The sequence below is a fragment of the Streptomyces sp. NPDC021225 genome (assembly GCF_044332865.1).
Taxonomy (GTDB): domain Bacteria; phylum Actinomycetota; class Actinomycetes; order Streptomycetales; family Streptomycetaceae; genus Streptomyces.
Genome location: NZ_JBIRPV010000018.1, coordinates 1 through 23,191 on the forward strand (window position 1 = coordinate 1; position 23,191 = coordinate 23,191).

The following is a 23,191-nucleotide window of genomic DNA, read 5'->3' on the forward strand; positions in this document are numbered from 1 at the left end:
CGGTTACATTCCGAACCCGGAAGCTAAGCCTTTCAGCGCCGATGGTACTGCAGGGGGGACCCTGTGGGAGAGTAGGACGCCGCCGAACAATTTTTGATAAAAGCCCGGTTGGGAGCTTCGGCTCCCGACCGGGCTTTTTTCTTTGTGCCGTTCGCCGGCTGAGCGGCTGAGTAGTCTGAACAGCATGCGCTATGACCTGGTCATCTTCGACAACGACGGCGTGCTCGTCGACAGTGAGCCGATATCCAACCGGCTCCTCGCCGCCTATCTCACGGAGTTGGGCCACCCCACCACCTACGAGGACTCCATTCGTGACTACATGGGGTCGGCCATGCACCGGATCCACGAGCTGGTCCTCGAGCGCACGGGCCGTCGGCTGCCGGATGACTTCGACGCCACCTTCCACAGCCGCGTGTTCGAGGCATTCCGCCGTGAACTGGAGCCCGTGACCGGTGTCGCCGATGTCCTGGAGAAGCTGCGGGCGGACGGGGTTCCGTACTGCGTGGCCTCCTCCGGAAGCCATGAGCGCATCCGTGTCGCGCTGCGGAAGACCGGGCTGTACGGACTCTTCGGCGAGGAGCGCATCTTCAGCTCCGAGGACGTGGGGAGGGGCAAGCCCGCGCCGGATCTGTTTCTGCACGCCGCGCGCACGATGGGGGTGCCTCCGCAGCGGTGTGCGGTTGTCGAGGACAGCCCGCTCGGTGTGCAGGCCGCCATCGCTGCCGGGATGGATGTCTACGGGTATACGGCGATGACGCCGGCCGCCAAGCTCGCCCGCGCCCATGCCCGTTTCCCGGGCATGGCAGAACTGCCCCAATTGCTCGCCTAACACGGCGTGGGGCCGTACGCTCCTCGGCCATGACAGATACGCGCCCGACGCCGCGGCTGCGGCGCGGTCGGGCCTCGCTGGCCGTCAGTTTCTTCGTCCAGGGCGCGGTCTTCGCTCTGCTGGTGACCCGAATACCCGCGCTTCAGGACCGGTATGGGGTGTCCGACGGGCTGCTGCCCGCGTTCCTCGCCGCGGTTCCGGTGCTCGCGGGTGTGGGCAGCGTCGCGACCGAGCATCTCGTCAAGCGGGTGCGGCCGGGCCTTGTGCTCCGCTGGGTCCAGCCGGTGGTCTCCGTCGCGCTGCTCGCGGCCGGGTCCGGCTCGGCGCTGTGGCAGCTGGCTTTGGCGCTCGCGGTCTTCGGGCTCTCCGTCGGGGCGCTCGACGCGTCGATGAACATGCTCGGCGTCACCCTTCAGCACGCGTACGGGCGGAGCATCATGCTCGGCTTCCACGCCGCGTACAGCCTGGGCGGGATCGTCGGGGCGTCGCTCGCCTGGGCGGGCGCTCACTGGGACGTGGCGCTGCCCGTGCTCTACGCGCCGCTCGTCGCGACCCTGGTACCCGTCGCGCTGTTCGCCAGCCGCTGGTACATGGACCACGGCGCGGGCAAAGGCACGGACAAGGGCACGGACAAGGTTGTGGGGGAGAGCGACCAGACGTCCGGCTCCGGCTCCGGCGCCGTCAGCATGAAGCTGCTGTTGCCGCTCTGCCTGGTGATGTCCTTCGCCTATATCGGTGACTCGACCGTCTCCAACTGGAGCGCCAAGTACCTCCAGGACGTGCTGCACAGCTCCGAGCAGCTGGCCACCGTGCCGTACAACGTCTATATGGTCACCGCCCTTCTCGGCCGCACCTTCGGCGACCTGGGGGTGCGGCGCTTCGGTGCGGTCGCCGTGGTCCGGGCCGGCACACTACTCGCCGCGGGCGGCTTCGCGATCGTCGCGGCGGCGCCCGGCGCATGGGTGGGGATGGCCGGGTTCACGCTGCTGGGCCTGGGGCTGTGTGTGCTGGTGCCGCAGACCTTCGCGGCTGCCGGGCGGCTGTTCCCGGGGGCGTCCGACGCCGCCATCGCGCGTCTCAACATCTTCAATTACGTCGGCTTTCTGATCGGCTCCCCGCTCGTCGGCGCACTGGGCGGCGCATGGAACTACCGGGGGGCGATGCTGGTGCCGATGGTGCTGGTGCTCGCGACCCTGTGGTACGCGAGGTCGTTTGCGCCCACTCCTGCCCGATACGGTGACGGGCATGAGCGGTCGCGCACAGTTGATGTGGGATGAGGGCCTGACGGGGTACGACTTCGGCGCGGGGCATCCGATGGCTCCGGTCCGTCTGGCGCTGACCATGCGTCTGGTGGAGGCGTTCGGACTTGATCGGGCCGTCGAGGTGGTCGCGGCCAAGCCGGCCGGGGAGTCCACGCTGCGGCTGGTCCATCGCCAGGACTACATCGAGGCGGTGCGGCGGGTGTCGGCCGATCCGGCCTCGGCGGACGGCTCGTACGGCCTGGGCACGGTCGACGATCCGGCCTTCGCCGGGATGCACGAGGCCTCGGCGCTGATCGCCGGCCAGTCGGTCGCCGCGGCGGAGAGCGTATGGCGCGGGGAGGTGCTCCACGCGGTGAACTTCTCTGGCGGGCTGCACCATGCGATGCCCGGCGCGGCCTCCGGGTTCTGCGTCTACAACGACGCGGCGCTGGCCATCGCGAGGCTGCTGGAGATGGGCGCGGAGCGGGTCGCGTACGTGGATGTGGACGTACATCACGGGGACGGGGTGCAGGCGGCGTTCTGGGACGATCCGCGGGTCCTCACGATCTCCCTGCACGAGCATCCCAGGACCCTGTTCCCGCAGACCGGATGGCCCGAGGAGACCGGTGGGGACCGGGCGCCGGGCGGCGCGGTCAATGTGGCGCTGCCCGCCGGGACCGGGGACGCGGGATGGCTGCGCGCATACCACGCGGTGGTGCCGGAGCTGCTGGCGGCGTTCCGGCCGCAGGTGCTGGTGACCCAGCACGGCACGGATACGCATGTGGAGGATCCGCTGGCGCACCTGGCGGTGACCGTGGACGCGCAGCGCGCGGTCGCGGAGAGCTGCCATGACCTGGCGCACGAGCACGCGGACGGGCGGTGGCTCGCGCTCGGTGGCGGCGGGTACGCGGTGGTGGACGTGGTGCCCCGGACGTGGACGCATCTGGTGGCGATCGCGGCCGGGCGGCCGGTGGCGCCGGAGGCGGAGGTGCCCGAGGACTGGCGGCACGAGGTGTACCGGCGTACGCGACAGTCGGCGCCGTGGCGGATGACGGACGGCCGGCAGCCGCAGTGGCGGGACTTCGGGGAGTGGGGGTACGACCCGGGGGACCGGCTCGACCAGGCGATCCTGGCGACCCGCCGGGCGGTCTTCCCGCACCATGGGCTGCTGCCGTAGGCGTTTGGGGAGTCTTCGGAAGGTGAGGTCTCCCGGGTGCCGGTGCCGGTGCCGGTGCCGGTGCCGTGTGCCGGCGCCGTTAGGCCAACCGTGGCAACTCTCGCCGTTCTTCGGCGTGCGGTCGCGGTGATCCGTCAGCATCGGTGGCGTGTTGAGTACCGCCGCGCTGCGTGCGCATCTGCTGGCCGCGCGGCTCGCCGGGCCGGTGGCCACGAGCCGGGAGCAGACCCTGCGCAGCTATCGGCTCTTCGCCGCGCGCGACCCCCGCGTACTGCTCGGTATCGAGCCCGATCACGACTGGTCGTACGTGGAATTGCTTCGCCTTATGAGCGACAAATGCGGGGTTTCGGCCAACCCGGCGATCACCTCCGGTCAGGATGTGATCGATCCGGATTTGACCATCGCCGCGCTCGACGCCTTCGCGGAGCGGCTGGCCGCAGCCGCCGCCGCGGGCGCGCCGGTGCTGCTCGGGACCGGGCATCCGCATCGCCTCCTCGGGTTCTACGCCTCGTTGGCGGCGGCTCTCTCGGCGGCCGGCTGCCCTGTCCTCACCCCCGCGCAGGGTAGATGTATCGACATAACGACCCGGTTCGGCGTACGCACCTACTGCCTCGACTACGTACGAGGAGTCGCGATGGTGCGGGAACCCGGCGCTCGGGACGGGGCCCGCGACCCGGGGTGCCACAGTCACTCGCCGCTCCCGGTTCGGGTGGTTCTCGGGTGTGCGGCCGACCGCGGCGACCCCCTCCCCGGGTTGGTCATCGGGGACCACGGATGGGTCTGCGGTGCAGGTCAGCTGGGCTTCGAGGCCATCGGTCTCGCGGACGCGGACGACCCCGCGCCGTTCGTCGGCCAGGCCGAGGGGCGGGTGTCGGTGGCGGTTCCGCTTGACGACGCTGTGCGGTCCGCTTACTACCGACCGATTACTCGCTATGTACTCAATCGGGCGTGTCTGTCACAGTAGGCGTCCGATCGCTACTCCTCTTCCCCACTCGTATCACGCGCCCCTAATCTGGTGAGGAGCGCGCATGCGAGCAGGAGTCACCGGAGGGGAAGCCGGTGCCCGACATGTGCGGAAGGTTCAGGTGTGTCATGGCTGCTGGCGAAAGGCCTCTGAACGAGGTTCAGTTTCTGACCGTGGCGGAAGTCGCCTCGGTGATGCGAGTGTCCAAGATGACCGTGTACCGCTTGGTGCACAGTGGTCATCTGCCGGCGATCCGGGTGGGCAGGTCTTTCCGGGTCCCAGAGCAGGCGGTTCATGAGTACCTCCGCGAGTCCTATGTGGGGGTGGAGTCCGCCTAGGCCCGGACGGGGCCTGACGGCAGGGCCCAGGACATCCCCCTCGGATTACGCGCTTCGCTCGGTGCCGGGTAGGCTGGCCCGATGTAGGTCGTGTGGGCTCGGACGCCCCGCACCGAGTGAATACGAAGTGAGCGAGGGTTGTCGTGGGCTCTGTTATCAAGAAGCGGCGCAAGCGGATGGCGAAGAAGAAGCACCGCAAGCTGCTCAAGCGCACGCGCGTCCAGCGTCGTAACAAGAAGTAGGCAAGCGACGCTGTGTTCGTCCCGCAGCCCTTCCACCGATGGTGGGAGGGCTGCGGCGCGTGCGGCTGTGGAACGCGCACCGGAGACGGGTTCGGGCGGGCGCGCACGGGGGCGCCCCGTCGCCGGCGGACCCTCGTCCTAAAAGCTCGTACCGTGCGGCGAGTGGTCATCACAGGGCAACATCCAGCGGTTACGGTGTTCGCCTCGGCCCAGCTCGTTCGAGGGTGGGAAGGAAGGCGCTGATCTTGGGAAAGGTCGTGCTCGTCACCGGAGTCGCACGCCGCCTGGGAGGCCGTTTCGTACGGCGCATACAGCGCGAGCCGGATGTCGCCCGGGTCATCGGGGTGGACGCCGTGGCCCCCGAACACCACCTCGGCGGCGCCGAGTTCGTGCGCGCCGACATCCGCCACCCCGCGATCGGGAAGCTGCTCGCCGAGACCGGCGTCGACACCGTGGTCCACATGGACATCAACGGCACCCCGCTCGGCGGGCGCGGCAGCCGGACCTCGGTCAAGGAGACCAACGTCATCGGCACCATGCAGCTGCTCGGCGCCTGTCAGAAGGCGCCCTCGGTCAAGCGGCTCGTGGTCAAGTCCAGCACCAATGTGTACGGCTCCGCGCCCCGCGACCCCGCCGTCTTCACTGAGAACACCCCGCCCAAGTCGCTGCCCAGCGGGGGCTTCGCCAAGGACGCCGTCGAGGTCGAGGGGTATGTACGGGGCTTCGCCCGGCGCCGCCCCGACGTCGCCGTCTGTGTGCTGCGCTTCGCCAACATCCTGGGGCCTTGCGCGGACTCGCCGCTCGCCGAGTACTTCGCGCTGCCCGTGCTGCCCACCGTCATCGGCTACGACCCGCGGCTCCAGTTCGTCCACGAGGAGGACGCCATCGAGGTGCTGCGGATCGCCGCCTCCGAGCCCTCGCGGGGCGTGCTCAACAGCGGCACCTTCAACATCGCGGGGGACGGCGTGCTGCTGCTCTCGCAGGCCGCCCGGCGGCTCGGCCGGCCGACGCTCCCGCTGCTGCTGCCGACCCTGAGATGGGCCCGTACCGCGCTGCGCTCGGTCGGCATCACCGACTTCTCGCCCGAACAGATCCGGCTGCTCACACACGGCCGCGTCGTCGCCACCGACCAGATGCGCGAGACGCTGGGCTTCGAGCCCCGATACACCACGGCCGGCGCCTTCGCCGACTACGCCCGCAGCCGCGGGCCCGGGCTGCTCCCGCCCGAGACCCTCGCCCGTACCGTCGACCGGCTCGCCGGGCTGCTGCCCGCCCGCGGCGCCGTCCAGAGTTGAGGAGCGCAACCACCATGGCGGATGCCAAGGTCATTCCGTTCGGTGAGGAACCGCGGTCCCGGCGCAAGGGCCAGCGGACGGGGCGTGCGGCCCGGGCGCAGGGCCCGCTCAAGCCCGTGCCGCAGCAACGCGACGAGGAGCGCGACCAGCAGCGGCCCGAGGGGCTCGCGGCGGCCGCGGCGGTGCCTCCGCTGCCGCCCCAGGACCCGCCGGGAGCCGGCGCCCTGGCGGGCGGCTGGGAGCGTCGGCTGGCGCACGGGATGAGCTTTCTGCGGCGCCGGGTCACCGGGGAGTACGAGGTCGACGACTTCGGCTACGACGAGGACCTCACCGACCAGGTCCTGATGTCGCTGCTGCGCCCGATGTACGAGAAATACTTCCGGGTCGAGGTGAAGGGCATCGAGAACATCCCGGAGAGCGGGGGCGCGCTCGTCGTCGCCAACCACTCCGGGGTGCTGCCCCTGGACGGGCTGATGCTCCAGGTCGCGGTGCACGACAACCACCCGGCGGGCCGCCATCTGCGGCTGCTCGCCGCCGACCTGGTCTTCGTCCTGCCGGTCGTCAACGAGCTGGCGCGCAAACTCGGGCACACGCTGGCCTGCTCCGAGGACGCCCAGCTGCTGCTGGAGCGCGGCGAGGTGGTCGGGGTGATGCCGGAGGGCTTCAAGGGGATCGGGAAGCCGTTCTCCGACCGGTACAAGCTCCAGCGCTTCGGGCGCGGCGGCTTTGTGTCGACGGCGCTGCGCGCCGGGGCGCCGATCGTGCCGTGCTCGATCGTCGGCGCCGAGGAGATCTACCCGATGATCGGGAACGCGAAGACGCTCGCGCGGCTGCTGGGCTTCCCGTACTTCCCGATCACGCCGACCTTCCCCTGGCTGGGGCCGCTCGGCGGGGTGCCGCTGCCGACGAAGTGGACGATCCAGTTCGGCGAGCCGATCCCGACGGACGAGTATCCGCCGGAGGCGGCGGACGACCCGATGCTGATGTTCAACCTGACCGACCAGGTGCGCGAGACGATTCAGCACACCCTCTACAAGCTGCTGGTGCAGCGGCGCTCGGTCTTCTTCTGACCGCTGGACGTGGCGTCGGCACCCGGTGTTCTCGTGGAACACCGGGCGCCGACCCATGGGCCCGCGGGCCTGCTTTCCGGCGCCTGCTTCCCGTCGCTTACTTCCCGTCGCTTACTTCCCGTCGCCGTCGAGGCCGAGGCCCGGCAGCAGGTTGGGCAGCAGCGGCGGGATGGTGATCTCCGGCTGGGTCGGTCTGCCGCTCGGATCGCCCTTGCCGGAGGACGGGAGCGGAAGCGGCTCGCCCGTCGGCGGATTCAGCAGATCGCCGGCGCCGCCGATGAGGCCGGCGTCCTCGGGCCGGGGCGAGGACGACGGGCCCGGCCGGGCGTCGTCGCCGGGGCGGGTGGCGCTCGGTGTGGTCGCGGCGGGCGCCGGGATGTCCGCCCCGCCCGAGGCACCGCGCTCGGGGGACTCGACCGTCGTACGGCCGCTGTGCTGATCCCGGCCGTCCCGGGAGGAGGGCAGCAGCGACTGGAGCGGACCGACCTCCTGCTCTATGGCGTCGAAGACCGAGTTCACCTCCTCCCCGACGTCCATGAGCTGGATGGGCAGCTTCTCGCGCAGCTGGCTCCAGCCGTCGCGGTGGGAGCGGGAGAAGGACGACAGCGTGCGCATCGGGCCGAGCGAGCCGTCCCGCTCATAGACCTTGTGCAGCAGCCGATGGCCCTCGGAGACGTCATGGTGCATGCCGGCGAGGGTCTTGCGGATCTCTCTTAGCGACTCGTGGTCCAGGTCGCCCGAGCGGCCTCGCTCCATCAGACGGCGCGCCTCGCTCATCCGGGTCGACGCCTGGTCCAGATACAGCCGGCCGCGGTCGGCGTCGTCGTCGGCCATCTCCAGCTTCAGATCCTCTATGCCGCGCTTGAAGCCATAGAGGGTGTCGCCGGGCAGGGCGTCGGAGCTCGCCGCGGCGACGCCGCCGAACGCGCCCGCCGCCACCCCGACCGTGAGCCCCCCTGCCGCCAGCCCCTTGGACCAGCGGGAGCGGGGGCGCAGCCTGCTGAGGGGTGCCGCGCGGCGGGCGTGGGACGGCCGCTGCCCGGGCACCTGGGGCGCGCCCTCGGCGTAGGCCGCTTCCATGGCGGCGACCAGCTGCGCCCGCTGGGTGACCCGGACCTCGGGGTCCAGTGTCGGGGCCGGCAGCTCGCCGAGCCCGTCGGTCAGGGCCAGCAGCCGTCTGTGCTCGGCGCTGTCCGCCGAAGAGCCGGGCTGCTCGGCGCCCGCCGCGCCCCGGGAATCCTGGCGGTTGTCCCTCTCCAGGGCCTCCAGGGCCTCCAGGGCCTTGGCGAAGGCGTTGGCCCGCCGGTGCCCCGATACGTTCGCGATCACAGGCGGCACCTCCTCTCGTCATGACGGTCGACTCCCCAGGACACCTGGAAGGTTGCACGCCACACGCATTTCCACCCGAATGAGTGAGTGTCTTTGGGTAGGACGTGACCACAAGGAGCCTGCATCCTCCACAACGAGCGGCGCATCACAGGGGTTACGCCCTCACGATGATCGGACGGGACGTGGTGGCGGCGCCACCTACGGTCAGCGGGCGTCCTCGGGGAGAAGCCGGGCCAGGGTGCGGACGGCCCGGTACTGGAGGGTCTTGATCGCGCCCTCGTTCTTCCCCATGACCCGGGCGGTCTCGGCGACGGACAGGCCCTGGAGGAAGCGCAGCGTCACGCACTCCTGCTGCTGCGGGTTGAGCTTGCGCACCGCCTGGAGCAGCGCGGCGTTGGAGAGGGATTCGAGGACGGAGTCCTCGGGGGAGCGCTCGACCTCATTGGCGTCGAGCATCTCGCCGGTGGTGACCTCCAGCCGGAAGCGGCTGGACTTGAAGTGGTCGGCGACCAGATTGCGGGCGATCGTCACCAGCCAGGCGCCGAAGTCGCGGCCCTGCCAGGTGAAGGTGCCGATGCGGCGCAGCGCGCGCAGGAACGTCTCACTGGTGAGGTCCTCGGCCGTGGCCCGGCCGCCCACGCGGTAGTAGATGTACCGGTAGACGGTGTCGGCGTACTGGTCGTACAGCTGGCCGAAGGCCTCGGCCTCGCCCGCCTGGGCGCGCTCGACGAGGTCCATCATGCGGCGGCTGTCGCTGTCGGTGCCGGGGCGGCGGGCGGTGGACGTGCCGCTGCGAGAGCGTCTGCCGACCGCCGCCCCGCCGTCGGCCAGGGCATAGCAGGAGCTGGCGGGGCCTGCCGCACCGACGGTGCCGACAGGGTGGGCGGGCACGGGCGTGGCGAGGGCGGGCACGGCGTACGCGGTGGGGACGAAGCCGCGCAGACAGTCGAGGACCGTTGCGCGCAGCGTAGCCAGGCCCGAGGCGTCAACCCCGACGTGTGGGTACACGGGACTCCCAGAGGCAGAGCTTCCATCACGTGCAGTACGGGACCGTTCACCCGCCGTAGGGACGCGTGGGTACCGATTTGCGTCTAAGGAGAATAACGCTTCGTACAGGCAACGCTACACCCAGTTGTCCAAATCATCGTTTCAGTCTGCTCCGTTATGGGTTGATGGCCGATCAAGTATCGAATGCAGTAAGGGTCTTGACCGGTAGGTGTCGTGGTCTGCGCGATTTCGTGGCGTGTTGTGGCAAAGGGACGGTAAGGGGGCAGGTCGGGGCGGCGTGGGCCGGGAAACGGGGATTGACCGGCCGAGGGCGGCCGTGGTCAGCCGGTGACGCTGCGGGGGCGGGGTCGCGCGGCACCGGCAGCCATCACGGACGGTCATCGCCCGGCCCAAGCGGTCAGGCGTCGGCGCAAGCGGTCAAGGGTGAAGGGCGGGGCCGCAGGGTGACGGTTTCGCCGCGTACGGTGGCGACGCGTGGCGCTCCGTAATGGTCCGTGGGGCCCGCAGGGCCCCAGGGAACTCGGGGTGGTGCTCGGTGGTGCTCGGTGGGCCGAACGGCTCAGCGGCGGCGGCGGTGCAGGGCCACGGCGGCCGCCGTGCCGCCCGCCACCGCGCCCACCCCGGCAGCCGCCGGGATGCCGATCTTGGCGGCCTTGCGGCCCGTGCGGTAGTCGCGCAGCCGCCAGCCGTGCTCGCGCGCGTGCTTGCGCAGCCGCCCGTCCGGGTTCACCGCGTACGGGTGGCCGACGATCGACAGCATCGGGATGTCGTTCGAGGAGTCGCTGTACGCCGCGCAGCGCGACAGGTCGAGCCCCTCGGCCGCCGCCAGCGCCCGTACCGCCTCGGCCTTGGCCGGCCCGTGCAGCGGCTCGCCGACCAGTTTGCCCGTGTACACGCCGCCGACGGACTCCGCGACGGTGCCGAGCGCGCCGGTCAGGCCCAGCCGCCGGGCGATGATGGTCGCGGTCTCCACCGGGGCGGCGGTCACCAGCCAGACCCGCTGCCCGGCGTCCAGATGGGCCTGGGCCAGGGCGCGGGTGCCCGGCCAGATGCGGTCGGCCATGTACTCGTCGTAGATCTCCTCGCCGATCGTCATCAGCTCGGAGACCCGGTGGCCCTTGACGATGGACAGGGCGCTGCTGCGCACGTCCTCCATATGGGCCGGGTCCTCGACCCCGGCCAGCCGGAACCAGGTCTGCTGCCAGGCGAAACGGGCCAGCTCGCGCTTGCGGAAGAAGTGGCGCTTGTAGAGGCCGCGGCCGAAGTGGAACAGGGCGGCGCCCTGCATGATGGTGTTGTCCAGGTCGAAGAAGGCGGCCGCCCGCTCGTCCCCGACGACGGGGAACTCCGGTTCGGGGGCCTTCGGCGCGGGCACCTGGACCGACGACTTGCGCGCGGCCTCGGCCGAGGCCTCTCCGGCGAGGACGCTCGCTTCGGTGGCGAGGTGTCGACGGCGGGTGAACCATCCCAGTGCGGCCATGGGCTGAGCATAGCCAGCCATTCCCCGCATCCCGTTACGGCCCGGTGTCGGGATGGTGCGGCAATGCGGACTTCGCGGGCCAGGCGGGGCCCGGGTGCGGGGGCCTGGGTACGGGGCCGGGCGCGGGGTCCGGGCGCGGGGCGCTCAGCCGCCCAGCGCCTTCCGCAGCCGCTCCGGGTTCACCCGCCAGAAGTCGTGCTGTGCGCCGTCGACGAGGACCACCGGGATCTGCTCCCAGTGCTTGCGGTACAGCTCCTCGTCCTGGGTGATGTCCTTCTTCTCCCAGGGCGTGCCCAGCTCGCCGCAGACCTTCTCGACCACCGCCTCGGCGTCCTCGCACAGATGGCAGTCGGGCTTGCCGATCAGGGTGACCGTGCGCTCGGCGGGGTTCTTGCGCGGGGTGCGGCGCAGCAGCGGGCTCATTCCGCCATTGTGCCCCGTGCCGGCGACTACCATTGTGGGCGATTTGTTGCAGTCCGGGGGGTGAGCGGTGAGGAGTGAGGGTCCGTGCCCCCGTCGGTGCCCTGCCCGCGCGGATGTGGCCGCCGGGAACGGTGTGACACCGGTTGTGGTTCCACGAGCTGGTCGAATAGATGCGTGACACCGGTCACTTTGCTCGGACAAAGCGGACACCATCTTTGTGCACGCGTTCACAAAGACATAGCCTGCTGTTGATGGGGACGTCCTGGAACGTGTGGACGCCCGCAGCCCCGCTCTACCCGCAGGAGCACCGTGGCAACTGGCCGAACTCACCGACCGGCGACCCGAAGCCGAGGGATCCCCGAGGCCACCGTCGCCCGGCTTCCCTTGTATCTGCGTGCGCTGACCGCGCTCTCCGAGCGCTCGGTGCCCACGGTTTCCTCGGAGGAGCTCGCGGCCGCGGCCGGGGTCAATTCGGCCAAGCTGCGCAAGGACTTCTCCTACCTCGGGTCGTACGGCACCCGCGGGGTCGGGTACGACGTGGAGTACCTCGTCTATCAGATCTCGCGTGAGCTGGGCCTCACCCAGGACTGGCCGGTCGTGATCGTCGGTATCGGTAACCTCGGCGCGGCGCTCGCCAACTACGGAGGCTTCGCCTCCCGCGGCTTCCGGGTCGCTGCGCTGATCGACGCCGACCCGGCGATGACCGGCAAGCCCGTCGCGGGCATCGCGGTGCAGCACACCGACGAGCTCGAAAAGATCATCACGGACAACGGCGTGTCGATCGGCGTCATCGCCACCCCCGCGGGCGCGGCCCAGCAGGTCTGCGACCGGCTGGTGGCGGCCGGTGTCACCTCGATCCTCAACTTCGCCCCCACCGTGCTGTCGGTGCCGGACGGGGTGGACGTGCGCAAGGTCGACCTGTCGATCGAGCTCCAGATCCTCGCCTTCCATGAGCAGCGCAAGGCGGGCGAGGAGACGGGCGTGCCCGAGGAGGGGGAGAGCGCGCAGGCCGCCGCCCAGGACACCGTGCCGGGGGCCGCCGCGGTCGCGCAGACCCCGCTCGCCCCGCACCGCGCGGCGTCGGGCGCGGGCAAGGACAACGGCCGGCAGGGGCCGGACGGGGATGTACCCGCGGTGATGCCGGCATGAGCCTTCTCGTCGTCGGACTGAGTCACCGCAGCGCCCCGGTGAGCGTGCTGGAGCGCGCCTCCCTGGTGCGCGAGCAGCAGGCCAAGCTGGTGCAGGACTCGCTCGTGGCCGAGCCCGCCACCGAGGCGGCGGTGCTCGCCACCTGCAACCGCATCGAGCTGTACGCGGATGTGGACAAGTTCCACGCCGGGGTCGCCGAGCTGTCCACGCTGCTCGGCCGGCACACCGGCGTCGGCCTGGACGAGCTGACCCCGTATCTCTACGTCCACTACGAGGACCGGGCCGTCCACCACCTGTTCTCGGTGGCCTGCGGCCTGGACTCGATGGTCGTCGGCGAGGGCCAGATCCTCGGCCAGATCAAGGACGCGCTCGCGCTGGGGCAGGAGCTGCACACCGCGGGCCGGCTGCTGAACGACCTGTTCCAGCAGGCGCTGCGGGTCGGCAAGCGGGCCCACAGCGAGACCGGTATCGACAAGGCCGGCCAGTCGCTCGTCACCTTCGGCCTCGAACAGCTGGCCGGGGACACGCCAGTCGCGGACTGGGCGGCGGGCCGCAGCGCGCTGGTCATCGGGGCCGGTTCGATGTCCTCGCTGGCCGCGACCACGCTCGCGCGTGCCGGCGTCGCCGAACTGGTGATCGCCAACAGGACGTTGGATCGGGCGGGGCGGCTCGCGGACTCCCTGGCGGGTCTCGTCGACGGCGCCCGCGCCGTGCCGATGGACGCCGTCGCGGCCGAGCTGCCGCACGCCGACATCGTCGTCTCCTGTACGGGCGCGACCGGCCTGGTGCTGACCGCCGACCTGCTGCGGGAGGCCCTCGACCGGCGCGCGGAGCGTCTGGCGGCGGGCGCGACAGGGGCCGGTACGGCAGAGACCGTCGCGCTGCTCGACCTGGCGATGCCGCGCGACATCGACGCCGCGGCGCACCGCGTCGGCGGGCTGCGCCTGGTGGACATCGAGTCGCTCGCGGAGGCCTCGGCCGACGAACCGATGGCCGCCGACGTCGACCAGGTCCGCGCCATCGTCTCCGCCGAGGTGGCCGCCTTCGGGGCGGCTCAGCGCGCCGCGCACATCACGCCGACCGTGGTCGCGCTGCGTACCATGGCGGCAGATGTGGTCGCCGGTGAGATCGCCCGGCTCGACGGGCGCCTCCCCGACCTCGACGAAAGACAGCGCGCCGAGATCACCCAGACCGTGCGCCGCGTCGTCGACAAGCTGCTGCACGCGCCCACCGTGCGGGTCAAGCAGCTCGCCAGCACACCCGGCGGCGCCGGGTACGCGGACGCGCTGCGCGAGCTGTTCGACCTCGACCCGCAGGCGGTGGCCGCCGTCAGCCGGGCCGACGCGAACGGCATCCGCCCAAGCGGCGGCGGCGCCGGCCGGCCCGGCACCGCGGCCCTCCAGAACGATCCGAAGAGAGGCCGGGCATGAACGCGACACCTCCCGCCGCCTCCGGCCGGGCCGGCACCCCCGGCCAGGCGCCGCTGCGGCTCGGCACCCGGCGCAGCGCACTCGCCATGGCCCAGTCCGGGCAGATAGCGGACGCGGTGCGCCGGGTCACCGGCCGCCCCGTCGAGCTCGTGGAGATCACGACGCGCGGGGACGTCTCGCGCGAGGACCTCGCGCAGATCGGCGGCACCGGTGTGTTCGTCACCGCGCTGCGCGAGGCGCTGCTGCGCGGTGAGATCGACTTCGCCGTCCACTCGCTGAAGGACCTGCCGACCGCACAGCCGGACGAGCTGGTCCTGGCCGCGCTGCCGACCCGTGAGGACCCGCGCGACACGCTGATCGCCCGCGACGGCCTCACCTTCGCCGAGCTTCCGCCCGGCGCCCGGATAGGCACGGGCTCCCCGCGCCGCACCTCCCAGCTGCGCGCCTGGGCGCGCTCGCTGGCCCTGCCGATCAAGACCGTGCCGATCCGCGGCAATGTCGACACCCGTATCGGCTTCGTCCGTTCGGGGCAGCTGGACGCCGTGGTGCTGGCCGCGGCGGGGCTGACCCGGCTCGGGCGGCTCGACGAGGCGACCGAGATCCTGGACGCCGACCACATTCTGCCCGCCCCCGGCCAGGGGGCACTGGCAGTCGAGTGCGCCGCCGCAAACACGGCGCTCGCTGCTCAGCTCGCCGAGCTCGACGACCCGCTCACCCGGGTCGCCGTGACCGCCGAGCGCTCCCTGCTCGCCGCCCTGGAGGCCGGCTGCAGCGCACCTGTGGGTGCTCTGGCCGACCTGCTCGGCGACGGTCAGGATGTCACCGAAATGCGCCTGCGCGGCGTCGTCGGTACCACCGACGGCACCTCGCTGGTGCAGCTGTCCATCACCGGTCCCGTTCCCGGGGCGCCAGGCGAGGAAGCGGCCCAGCTCATGGGTCGCGAGCTCGCCGCCGAGATGCTCGCGAAGGGTGCGGCCGGTCTTATGGGGGAGCGAGCACATTGAACCCCAACGCCCCGAACCACCCACCCGGACATGGGCACGTCACCTTCCTCGGTGCGGGCCCAGGAGATCCAGGCCTGCTGACGTTGCGTGCCGTGGAGGCACTCGCCGCCGCTGATGTCCTGATCGCCGACCCGCACGTGCTCGACGTGGTACGTACGCACGTCAGGCCGGGCGTGGCCGCGGACGCTCAGGGCACACCGGAGCGCGCGCGTGCTGACGCAGCGTCAAGCACCGCCGACGTGGCCCTACTCAGGGACACGGCCAATCTTGTCATGGCGGCCGCGCGGAGCGGCAAGCGGGTCGTCCGCGCCGTCGCGGGCGACCCTGGCCTGGACGGATACGCCGCCGACGAGATGCTCTCGTGCGCAGCCGAGGGCATCGTCTTCGAGGTGGTGCCGGGCGTGGCGGCCGCCGTGGGCGTGCCCGCGTACGCGGGCGTCCCGCTGCGGGACGCGCAGGGCACCGACGTCCGCTTCGTGGACGCCCGCACGGCCGACGACCGCTGCTGGAGCGAGGTCGGCTCCTCCGACGCGACCGCCGTCGTCTCCGCCACCCTGGAGACCGTCGCGGCCGCCGCGGGCGAGCTGGTGGCCGCGGGCCGCAAGCCCGACACCCCGCTGACCGTCACCGTGGCCGGCACGACCACCCGGCAGCGCACCTGGACGGCGACGCTGGGCACCATCGCGCAGGTACTGAAGGCCGCGAAGGTGCTGCCGTCGCCGCAGGGCGCCCAGCCGGTGATAGCCGTGGTCGGCGAGCGCAGCGCGGCCGCGCAGCGCGACCAGCTGGCCTGGTTCGAGTCCAAGCCGCTGTTCGGCTGGCATGTGCTGGTGCCGCGCACCAAGGAGCAGGCCGCCTCGCTCTCGGACCAGCTGCGCTCGTACGGCGCGGTGCCCAGCGAGGTGCCGACCATCGCCGTGGAGCCCCCGCGCACCCCGCAGCAGATGGAGCGCGCGGTCAAGGGCCTGGTGACAGGCCGCTACGAGTGGATCGCCTTCACCTCGGTCAACGCGGTCAAGGCGGTGCGGGAGAAGTTCGAGGAGTACGGGCTCGACGCCCGCGCCTTCGCCGGGATCAAGGTCGCGGCGGTCGGCGAGCAGACCGCCAGGTCGCTCATCGAGTTCGGGGTCAAGCCGGACCTGGTGCCCAGCGGGGAGCAGTCCGCGGCCGGGCTGCTGGAGGACTGGCCGCCGTACGACCCGGTCTTCGACCCGATCGACCGGGTGTTCCTGCCGCGCGCCGACATCGCCACGGAGACGCTGGTCGCCGGGCTGATCGAGCTGGGCTGGGAGGTCGACGACGTCACGGCGTACCGCACCGTGCGCGCCTCGCCGCCGCCCGCCGAGACCCGCGAGGCGATCAAGGGCGGCGGCTTCGACGCGGTGCTCTTCACCTCGTCGTCGACCGTGCGGAACCTCGTCGGCATCGCGGGCAAGCCGCACAATGTCACGGTCATCGCCTGTATCGGCCCGGCCACCGCGAAGACCGCGGAGGAGCACGGCCTGCGGGTGGACGTGCTGTCGCCCGAGCCCTCGGTGCACAAGCTGGCCGAGGCGCTCGCGGAGTTCGGGGCGGCGCGGCGGCGGTCCGCGCTGGATGCCGGGGACCCGGTCACGCGCCCGAGCGAGCGACGGCCCGGTTCGCGGAGGAGGGCACGCTCATGAGCGCCGACCACGGCCCCACGCCGTACGGCAGCTTCCCCGGCGCCCGGCCGCGCCGGCTGCGGGTGAACCCGGCCATGCGGCGCATGGTCGCCGAGACCCGGCTGCACCCGGCCGAGCTGATCCTGCCCGCCTTCGTCCTGGAGGGCGCGGCCGAGCCGGTGCCGCTGGCCGCGATGCCGGGCGTCGTGCAGCACACCCGCGACTCGCTGCGGAAGGCGGCCGCGGAGGCCGTCGAGGCGGGCGTCGGCGGGATCATGCTCTTCGGCGTGCCCGAGGACGCCAAGAAGGACGCGATCGGCTCGCCGGGCACCGACCCGGACGGGATCTTGCAGGTGGCCCTGCGGGATGTGCGGTCCGAGGTCGGCGACGACCTGATCGTCATGTCCGACCTGTGCCTCGACGAGCACACCGACCACGGCCACTGCGGCGTGCTCGACGCCGAGGGCCGGGTCGACAACGACGCGACGCTGGAGCGCTACGCCGAGATGGCGCGGGTGCAGGCGGACGCGGGCGCCCATGTGGTCGGCCCGAGCGGGATGATGGACGGCCAGGTCGGGGTGGTCCGGGCGGCGCTCGACGGCATCGGCCGCCAGGACGTCTCGATCCTCGCCTACACCGTCAAGTACGCCTCGGCCTTCTACGGGCCGTTCCGCGAGGCCGTGGGGTCCTCCCTCAAGGGCGACCGCAAGACGTATCAGCAGGACGCGCCCAATGCCCGGGAGGCGCTGCGCGAGCTGGCGCTGGACCTGGCCGAGGGCGCCGACATGGTGATGGTCAAGCCGGCGCTGCCGTACCTGGACATCCTGCGCCGGATCGCGGACGAGGCGGACGTACCGGTCGCCGCGTACCAGATCTCCGGCGAGTACTCGATGGTCGAGGCCGCCGCGGCCAACGGGTGGATCGACCGGGACCGGGCGATCATGGAGACGCTGACCTCCGTGCGGCGCGCGGGCGCGGGCATGATCCTGACCTACTGGGCGACCGAGGTCGCGCGGTGGCTGAACCGGGGCGACGTCTGAGACCGCGGCATTTGTGGTGAGTATGAGACAGCGACACGCCGAAGTCGCGGCGTGTCGCTGTCTCATACTCACCACAAGCTCAGGCTGCGTCGATGATCCGGGTGAGCCGCGCCGCCGTGATCGTGCCGGGGGCGCGGCGCTCGCGGGCGCACTCGTTCGCGGTGCGCCGCAGCGCCTCGTTGACCGGGGTCGGCACCCCATGGAGCCGGCCCAGCAGCACGATCTCGCCGTTCAGATAGTCGGCCTCGATCGTCCCGGCGCCCCGGACCATGCTCTGCCACGACGAGCCGCCGCCCCGGGCCCTGCCCTCGATAGGCTGTATGTCCATCTTTCCGGTGCGCGCCGCGCTCTGTTCGGCCGCGCTGGTGTGGGCGATGCCCGCCGTGTCGAGGACGGCGACGCCCTCCGCCTTGGCGCGCTCGACCAGGGCCGCCGCGTCCGCGCCCGCGTCCGGCCCGCAGACGGCCTCCACGGCGTTGGCGATATTGCTGAGCAGCTTGGCGTACTTCCAGCGCATCACGTCCGGCACGACCGGCGCGAGGAAGTGGGACTTCTCCAGATCGGCCGAGATCTGCCGGGCCGTCTCGTCCGCGCCGGACGGATAGCGGCCCAGGTGCAGCATGCCGGTCTGCGGTGCGCAGGGCGCGATGACCACGCCCGGCTCCAGGTGGGTGGAGGGCAGCCAGACGCACATGCCGTACACCTGGCGGAAGCGCCGCAGCGCCAGCCGCTCGCTCTCCACCCCGTTCTGCGCGCAGACCAGCGGCAGCCGGTCGCCCGCCACTCCGCCGCCGGCCACCGGGCGGGGCGCCCAGGCGTCCAGCGCGGCCACGCTGTCCTGGGTCTTGACGGCGAGGACGAGCACGTCGTCGGGGCGCAGCTCGACGGCCTCGGGTCGGTCGGCCACCGGCACCGGGAGGCGGTGGGTGCCGTCGGGGGTCACCAGCCGCAGTCCGTCCCGCCGCAGCGCCTCGTGGTGCGCTCCGCGCGCGACCAGGACGACGTCGTGCCCGCTCTGGGAGAGCCGGCCGCCGATCGCGCCCCCGACGGCGCCCGCTCCGATGACGACATACCGCATCCCGGCTCCCCTTTCGCCCGTTCGGGTCGTCACGTTACCGCCGGGGATCCGGCGCACTGCTGTTAGGGCCTGCTGTAGTTCATGAACCAGCGGGCGGCGAAGTCGGCGGGCATGGAGTAGGGGTGCTCGGGGTCGGCGAGCATGCGGAAGACGAACTCCGTGGTCGTCATGGCGAACCGGTCCCCGGCCTCGGGGCCGACCTCCGTGACATAGACGGGCCACGCGTCGGGGTCCGGCCCTTCGGCGACCCAGTAGAACGACGTCTCGTGCTCGGTGCCCGCCCACGGCAGCAGCCCGCCCGGCTCGGGGAACGGCGGGTGCGGCTCCCAGGACGGGGTGCCGTGCGCCTTCGCCCAACCGGACGCGAACTCGGCAACCTTGACGATGTCGGCCGGCAGATAGATGTTCAGAAAGCCGTCGAAGGCGCCGTCGCCGAACGTCTCGACCAGTAGCTTGTAGTCACTCGGCAGCGCCGTCCCCAGCCGCTCCTCGGCCGCAGCGCAGTCGGCCGTGCGGATCCGGCCGCTGTGCATCCGGTCCAGCCGGATCGGGTCGATGCGCACCTGCTCCGCGTCCCAGCCGGTCACGGCGACGAGCCGGTCCAGCCAGGAGGCGTCGGCGGGCAGCGCGCCCGGCGACGGGGTGGTGCGCGGGGCCAGGACCACCACCAGCCGCGCCTCGCTGCCGACGCGGACCACGCCGCAGCCGATCCACCGGCCGCCGAAGGCCCAGACGCGCATCTCGGCGACGCGCTCGCCGTCCCCGAAGGGGGCGATGAGCGGCAGCCCGGTCCATTCGCTCGCCGTGGGGTCGGCGCGCCCTTCCGACACGAGGGCGCGCGGCTCCCCGTACCAGCCGCTGAGCGTCTCCACGAGCTCGCCCAGGCCCGCGGCGTCGGTGATCGTCAGACACATGTGCCCCGCGCCGTGCCCGGCCGCCGGGCAGTCCAGCTTCCCGGTGTCCGGCCACACCAGGCCGTGGAGCGACGGCAGCAGTTCTTTCTCGTTCACAAGGGACAGTGAAGCGCGTGCCACTGACATTCGGCCGCGGTCCCGGCCCCGGCTCTGGTGGGGGCCGGGACGGCGTGCCCGTCGGGTCAGCGCGCGGCGGCCCAGGAGTGGGCGACATCGACGATCAGGCGGCCGTCCGCCTGGAGGACCCGGAACGGCAGCCGGGCGCGCACGCCGAGCCCGACCTGGGTCTCACCCTCGAAACTGGCGCCGAAGCGGGTGTCCTTGAAGGTGCGGAATCCGGCGATGTCCACCCCGGGCAGCGGCTTCCCGGCCCGCCCCGGGTACGTCTCGCCGCCGTTCTCCAGGTCGTAGCTCGGCGCGGCCACATGGATCTCCAGGATCGCGCCGCCGCCGACGGCGATCGGGTCCCCGGAGCCATCCTGGTACATCGCGTCGACATAGCCGACGCGGTAGCCGGTCGGATCCGCCGTCGTGCCGCCCTTGACGTCGAACACCAGGCGGTCGAAGCACTCGTGCTGACCGGCCCGTATGTTCTTCAGCAGCCTGTGGCCGGCCGGCTGTACGGCCTTGTCGCCGCTGCCCCACGCGGTCGCGCAGGCGGCCGCCTGCGCCGAAGCCGCTTTCGACGGGGCCGCGGCACCGGCCGTCCCCGCCGTCGTCGCCAGCCCGGCGACCGCCAGCGTCAGCGCCGCGAGTGCGGTCCACCGTCGCATGTCTGCTCCCCAACGATCGATTGCCAGTACGTGACGTCCGACTGCCCCGGTTGGCGTGAGGTTGTCGGCATCGATGGTTTTCGGCCGGGCGGGAGGGGAGTTTGTCGCAAAAGCATGGGGCGGGGGAGTGGGCCCGGACCCGTCACCCGATGCGGTGATGGCCGACGGTGTGCCTGACGGGGCGCCGAGGGCGCTGCCGGGGTCACCGTATAGCGGCGGTTCCAAGGCTAGACTTTTCGCATAGGAAGGTTGACACCATGACCCTCACCATCCCGGAGCTTGGCATGAGCCGACTTCGCAAGGCCGCCGAAGCAGCTGAGGAAGTGACCGGCCTGCGCGCCGAGATCATTCGAGGAGTTCTCATGATGTCCCCGACCCCGCGCGGCAGGCACGCCGGGATCATCAACGAGCTTTACGACCAACTGCGCCCGGCCCTGCCGGACCATCTGAATACCTACCAGGTCGCCTCCGTGTCGCTGCCGGACGACAAGGACGACTACGCCACCCCCGACCTGCTCGTCTGCGACGCGGGTTTCGGCGAGTCCGACGAGTGGCTGGCCGACCCCGGCGATGTCGAGCTCGTCTGCGAGGTCGTCTCCAAGGGCAACAGCTCCAAGGACACGCGCGAGATGGTCGGCTGGTACGCGGATGCGGGCATTCCCGCCTATCTGCTGGTCGATCCACGGGACGGCACCTGGACCCTGTACACGGTCCCCCGCGAGGGCGCTTACCAGGGCGTCCTCCACGGGCTGTACGGGGAGGACGTCGAACTCCCGGCGCTGGGCGTGAAGATCTCCACTGGCGGCTTCACCCAGTACGCCTGACGGCGGCCCCGGCCGGGGCCGCCGTCTTGCCATTCCGGTGCGGGAGCGCTCAGAGGCGCTCGGGGGTGCGGATGCCGAGCAGCTCCATGCCCTGGTGGAGGGTGCGGGCGGTGAGGTCGCACAGGAAGAGGCGGTTCTCGACCTGGGCCGGGCCGCCCTCGGCCTTCAGGACCGGGCACTTGTCGTAGAAGGTCGTGTAGAGCGAGGCCAGCTGGTACAGATACGCGGCCAGCTTGTGCGGCTCATAGCCCGCCGCGACCTCCCGCAGCGTCTCCGCGAACTGGTCCAGGTGCAGGCCCAGCGCCCGCTCGGCCGGGGCCAGGGACAGCTCGGGGTGGGCGACCGGCTTCTGGCCCTCGTCGGCGCGGCGCAGGATCGACTGGATCCGGGCGTACGCGTACTGGAGATACACCGAGGTGTCGCCGTTGAGCGAGACCATCTGGTCCAGGTCGAACTTGTAGTCGCGCGCGGCCGACGTGGACAGGTCCGCGTACTTCACCGCGCCGATGCCGACCTGGGCGCCGCGCTCGGCGATCTCCTCCTCCGTCAGGCCCAGCTTCTCGCTCTTCTCGCGCACGACCGCCGCCGCCCGCTCGACGGCCTCGTCCAGCAGGTCCACCAGCCGCACCGTCTCGCCCTCACGGGTCTTGAACGGCTTGCCGTCCTTGCCCAGGACCGTGCCGAAGGCGAGCTGATAGGCGTGTGTCTCCTCGTTCAGCCAGCCGATCCGGCGGGCGGTCTCGAAGACCATCTTGAAGTGCAGCGACTGCCGGGCGTCCACCACGTACACCAGCGAGTCGGCCTCCAGATTCCGGACCCGGTCGCGGATCGCGGACAGGTCGGTGGCCGCGTAGCCGAAGCCGCCGTCGGACTTCTGCACGATCAGCGGCACCGGCTTGCCGTCCGGGCCCTTGACGTCGTCGAAGAAGACGCACAGCGCGCCCTCGGAGCGCACCGCGACGCCGGACTCCTCCAGCAGCCGGCAGGTCTCGGCCAGCATGTCGTTGTAGCCGGACTCGCCGACGACGTCGGGGTCGTGGATCTGCATGTCCAGCTTGTCGAAGACCGAGTAGAAGTAGATCTTCGACTCGTCGACGAACCTGCGCCACAGGGCGAGCGTCTCCTCGTCCCCGGCCTGGAGGTCCACCACCCGGCGCCGGGACCGCTCCTTGAACTCCTCGTCGGAGTCGAAGACCGCCCGAGCCGCCTTGTAGAGGCGGTTCAGGTTGGACATGGCCTCCTCGCCGGAGGCGGCCAGGCCGTCGCCGGCCTTGTGGTCCAGCTCGTGCGGGTGCTCGATCAGGTACTGGATGAGCATGCCGAACTGGGTGCCCCAGTCGCCGATGTGGTGGCGCCGGACCACCTTCTCGCCCGCGAACTCCAGGATCCGCACGACCGCGTCGCCGATCACCGCCGAGCGCAGATGGCCGACGTGCATCTCCTTCGCCACGTTCGGCTGGGCGTAGTCGACGACCGTCGTGCCGGGGTTCTCCGCGTACGGCACGCCGAGGCGCGCGTCGGCGGCGCGGGCGGCGAGGGTGTTGACGATCGCCCCGTCCGACACCGTGATGTTGAGGAAGCCGGGGCCGGAGACCTCGATGTCCGCGATCAGCTCGCCGGCCGGCAGGCCCTCCACCACCTTCGCGGCCAGCTCGCGCGGGTTGCCCTTGAGCTTCTTCGCGAGCGCCAGCATCCCGTTGGCCTGGAAGTCGGCCCGGTCGCTTCGTCGCAGCAGCGGGTCGGCGACGCCGGCCTCCGGCAGGGCAGCCGAGAGGGCGTCCGCGAGACGCTGGTGGACCGTAGCGGCGAGGGATGGGACCGAGGCCATGAGTGGAATGCCATTCCGGTAGATGGTTGGCTCCACCCCAGTATTTCACGGCGTGTCCAACGGTTTGTCCGGCGCTTCGGCCCCCTGTGGAAAACCTTTGGGGGCCTCGTTC

The 23,191-nt window shown here is 71.5% G+C and carries 22 protein-coding genes and 1 rRNA gene; 15 read left to right on the top strand and 8 right to left on the bottom strand.

What is annotated here, in order from left to right:
• The 9 genes from rrf to ACH4S9_RS42985 all read left to right on the top strand — a co-directional run.
• Nucleotides 1–88, top strand: a 5S ribosomal RNA gene (rrf, locus tag ACH4S9_RS42945); the annotation flags it as partial.
• Nucleotides 89–184: 96 nt separating this feature from the next.
• A complete protein-coding gene (locus ACH4S9_RS42950) occupies nt 185–829 on the top strand; it encodes an HAD family hydrolase (protein WP_398377054.1) in 645 nt (214 codons plus the stop codon).
• Between the two features lie 29 nt (nt 830–858).
• Nucleotides 859–2,106 carry an MFS transporter gene (locus ACH4S9_RS42955; protein ID WP_385344991.1) on the top strand — a complete coding sequence of 416 codons (1,248 nt, stop codon included), beginning with the start codon at nt 859–861 and terminating at the stop codon, nt 2,104–2,106.
• Complete coding sequence (locus ACH4S9_RS42960; RefSeq protein ID WP_398377055.1) at nt 2,075–3,247, top strand: acetoin utilization protein AcuC; 1,173 nt, start codon at nt 2,075–2,077, stop codon at nt 3,245–3,247. The genes ACH4S9_RS42955 and ACH4S9_RS42960 overlap by 32 nt, the downstream gene beginning before the upstream one ends.
• A 148-nt stretch (nt 3,248–3,395) precedes the next feature.
• Entirely contained in the window at nt 3,396–4,211 is an 816-nt protein-coding gene (locus ACH4S9_RS42965; RefSeq protein WP_358849195.1) for a phosphatase, read from the top strand.
• Nucleotides 4,212–4,339: 128 nt separating this feature from the next.
• Complete coding sequence (locus tag ACH4S9_RS42970) at nt 4,340–4,549, top strand: helix-turn-helix domain-containing protein (protein ID WP_014053989.1); 210 nt, start codon at nt 4,340–4,342, stop codon at nt 4,547–4,549.
• 143 nt (nt 4,550–4,692) lie between these two features.
• On the top strand, nt 4,693–4,791 hold the full coding sequence (locus ACH4S9_RS42975) for a 30S ribosomal protein bS22 (RefSeq protein ID WP_003948845.1): 99 nt from the start codon (nt 4,693–4,695) through the stop codon (nt 4,789–4,791).
• Nucleotides 4,792–5,036: 245 nt separating this feature from the next.
• Nucleotides 5,037–6,086: an NAD-dependent epimerase/dehydratase family protein gene (locus ACH4S9_RS42980; protein WP_311726510.1), complete on the top strand. Its 1,050-nt coding sequence runs from the start codon at nt 5,037–5,039 to the stop codon at nt 6,084–6,086.
• A 14-nt stretch (nt 6,087–6,100) separates the two neighbouring features.
• Entirely contained in the window at nt 6,101–7,156 is a 1,056-nt protein-coding gene (locus tag ACH4S9_RS42985) for a lysophospholipid acyltransferase family protein (RefSeq protein ID WP_398377057.1), read from the top strand.
• A 111-nt stretch (nt 7,157–7,267) separates the two neighbouring features.
• Here ACH4S9_RS42985 and ACH4S9_RS42990 read toward each other — a convergent pair whose 3' ends face one another.
• The 4 genes from ACH4S9_RS42990 to ACH4S9_RS43005 all read right to left on the bottom strand — a co-directional run bounded on the left by ACH4S9_RS42990 (nt 7,268) and on the right by ACH4S9_RS43005 (nt 11,396).
• Nucleotides 7,268–8,485 carry a DUF5667 domain-containing protein gene (locus ACH4S9_RS42990; RefSeq protein ID WP_398377058.1) on the bottom strand — a complete coding sequence of 406 codons (1,218 nt, stop codon included), beginning with the start codon at nt 8,483–8,485 and terminating at the stop codon, nt 7,268–7,270.
• Nucleotides 8,486–8,689: 204 nt separating this feature from the next.
• Nucleotides 8,690–9,493: an ECF subfamily RNA polymerase sigma factor, BldN family gene (locus ACH4S9_RS42995; RefSeq protein WP_358849193.1), complete on the bottom strand. Its 804-nt coding sequence runs from the start codon at nt 9,491–9,493 to the stop codon at nt 8,690–8,692.
• 559 nt (nt 9,494–10,052) lie between these two features.
• A complete protein-coding gene (locus ACH4S9_RS43000; RefSeq protein WP_385344978.1) occupies nt 10,053–10,973 on the bottom strand; it encodes an HAD family hydrolase in 921 nt (306 codons plus the stop codon).
• A 144-nt stretch (nt 10,974–11,117) separates the two neighbouring features.
• Nucleotides 11,118–11,396: a glutaredoxin family protein gene (locus ACH4S9_RS43005; protein ID WP_398377060.1), complete on the bottom strand. Its 279-nt coding sequence runs from the start codon at nt 11,394–11,396 to the stop codon at nt 11,118–11,120.
• 309 nt (nt 11,397–11,705) lie between these two features.
• Here ACH4S9_RS43005 and ACH4S9_RS43010 point away from each other — a divergent pair, with 309 nt between their 5' ends.
• From ACH4S9_RS43010 to hemB, 5 genes are read left to right on the top strand one after another with little or no spacing between them, the layout of a single operon-like run.
• Complete coding sequence (locus ACH4S9_RS43010; protein ID WP_398377061.1) at nt 11,706–12,545, top strand: redox-sensing transcriptional repressor Rex; 840 nt, start codon at nt 11,706–11,708, stop codon at nt 12,543–12,545.
• On the top strand, nt 12,542–13,975 hold the full coding sequence (locus ACH4S9_RS43015) for a glutamyl-tRNA reductase (protein WP_311726517.1): 1,434 nt from the start codon (nt 12,542–12,544) through the stop codon (nt 13,973–13,975). The genes ACH4S9_RS43010 and ACH4S9_RS43015 overlap by 4 nt, the downstream gene beginning before the upstream one ends.
• The gene (gene hemC, locus ACH4S9_RS43020; protein WP_398377062.1) at nt 13,972–14,979 is read left to right on the top strand and encodes a hydroxymethylbilane synthase; all 1,008 of its coding nucleotides are present in this window, start codon (nt 13,972–13,974) and stop codon (nt 14,977–14,979) included. Before ACH4S9_RS43015 ends, hemC begins: the two co-directional genes overlap by 4 nt.
• Nucleotides 14,976–16,643 (top strand): uroporphyrinogen-III synthase, encoded by a 1,668-nt coding sequence (locus ACH4S9_RS43025; RefSeq protein WP_311726519.1) that lies wholly within the window; start codon nt 14,976–14,978, stop codon nt 16,641–16,643. The genes hemC and ACH4S9_RS43025 overlap by 4 nt, the downstream gene beginning before the upstream one ends.
• On the top strand, nt 16,640–17,662 hold the full coding sequence (hemB, locus tag ACH4S9_RS43030; RefSeq protein WP_311726520.1) for a porphobilinogen synthase: 1,023 nt from the start codon (nt 16,640–16,642) through the stop codon (nt 17,660–17,662). The genes ACH4S9_RS43025 and hemB overlap by 4 nt, the downstream gene beginning before the upstream one ends.
• 79 nt (nt 17,663–17,741) lie before the next feature.
• Here hemB and ACH4S9_RS43035 read toward each other — a convergent pair whose 3' ends face one another.
• The 3 genes from ACH4S9_RS43035 to ACH4S9_RS43045 form a co-directional block, all read right to left on the bottom strand.
• On the bottom strand, nt 17,742–18,740 hold the full coding sequence (locus ACH4S9_RS43035; protein WP_398377063.1) for a ketopantoate reductase family protein: 999 nt from the start codon (nt 18,738–18,740) through the stop codon (nt 17,742–17,744).
• 62 nt (nt 18,741–18,802) lie between these two features.
• Nucleotides 18,803–19,750, bottom strand: coding sequence for an SMI1/KNR4 family protein (locus ACH4S9_RS43040; RefSeq protein WP_311726522.1), 948 nt, complete (start codon nt 19,748–19,750; stop codon nt 18,803–18,805).
• An 86-nt stretch (nt 19,751–19,836) separates the two neighbouring features.
• On the bottom strand, nt 19,837–20,427 hold the full coding sequence (locus ACH4S9_RS43045) for a hypothetical protein (protein ID WP_398377065.1): 591 nt from the start codon (nt 20,425–20,427) through the stop codon (nt 19,837–19,839).
• Between the two features lie 257 nt (nt 20,428–20,684).
• Here ACH4S9_RS43045 and ACH4S9_RS43050 point away from each other — a divergent pair, with 257 nt between their 5' ends.
• A complete protein-coding gene (locus ACH4S9_RS43050; protein ID WP_398377066.1) occupies nt 20,685–21,251 on the top strand; it encodes a Uma2 family endonuclease in 567 nt (188 codons plus the stop codon).
• A gap of 49 nt (nt 21,252–21,300) precedes the next feature.
• Here the strand turns inward: ACH4S9_RS43050 and argS are convergent, their stop codons facing one another.
• Nucleotides 21,301–23,079, bottom strand: coding sequence for an arginine--tRNA ligase (argS, locus tag ACH4S9_RS43055; protein WP_398377068.1), 1,779 nt, complete (start codon nt 23,077–23,079; stop codon nt 21,301–21,303).
• Nucleotides 23,080–23,191: the final 112 nt, after the last annotated feature.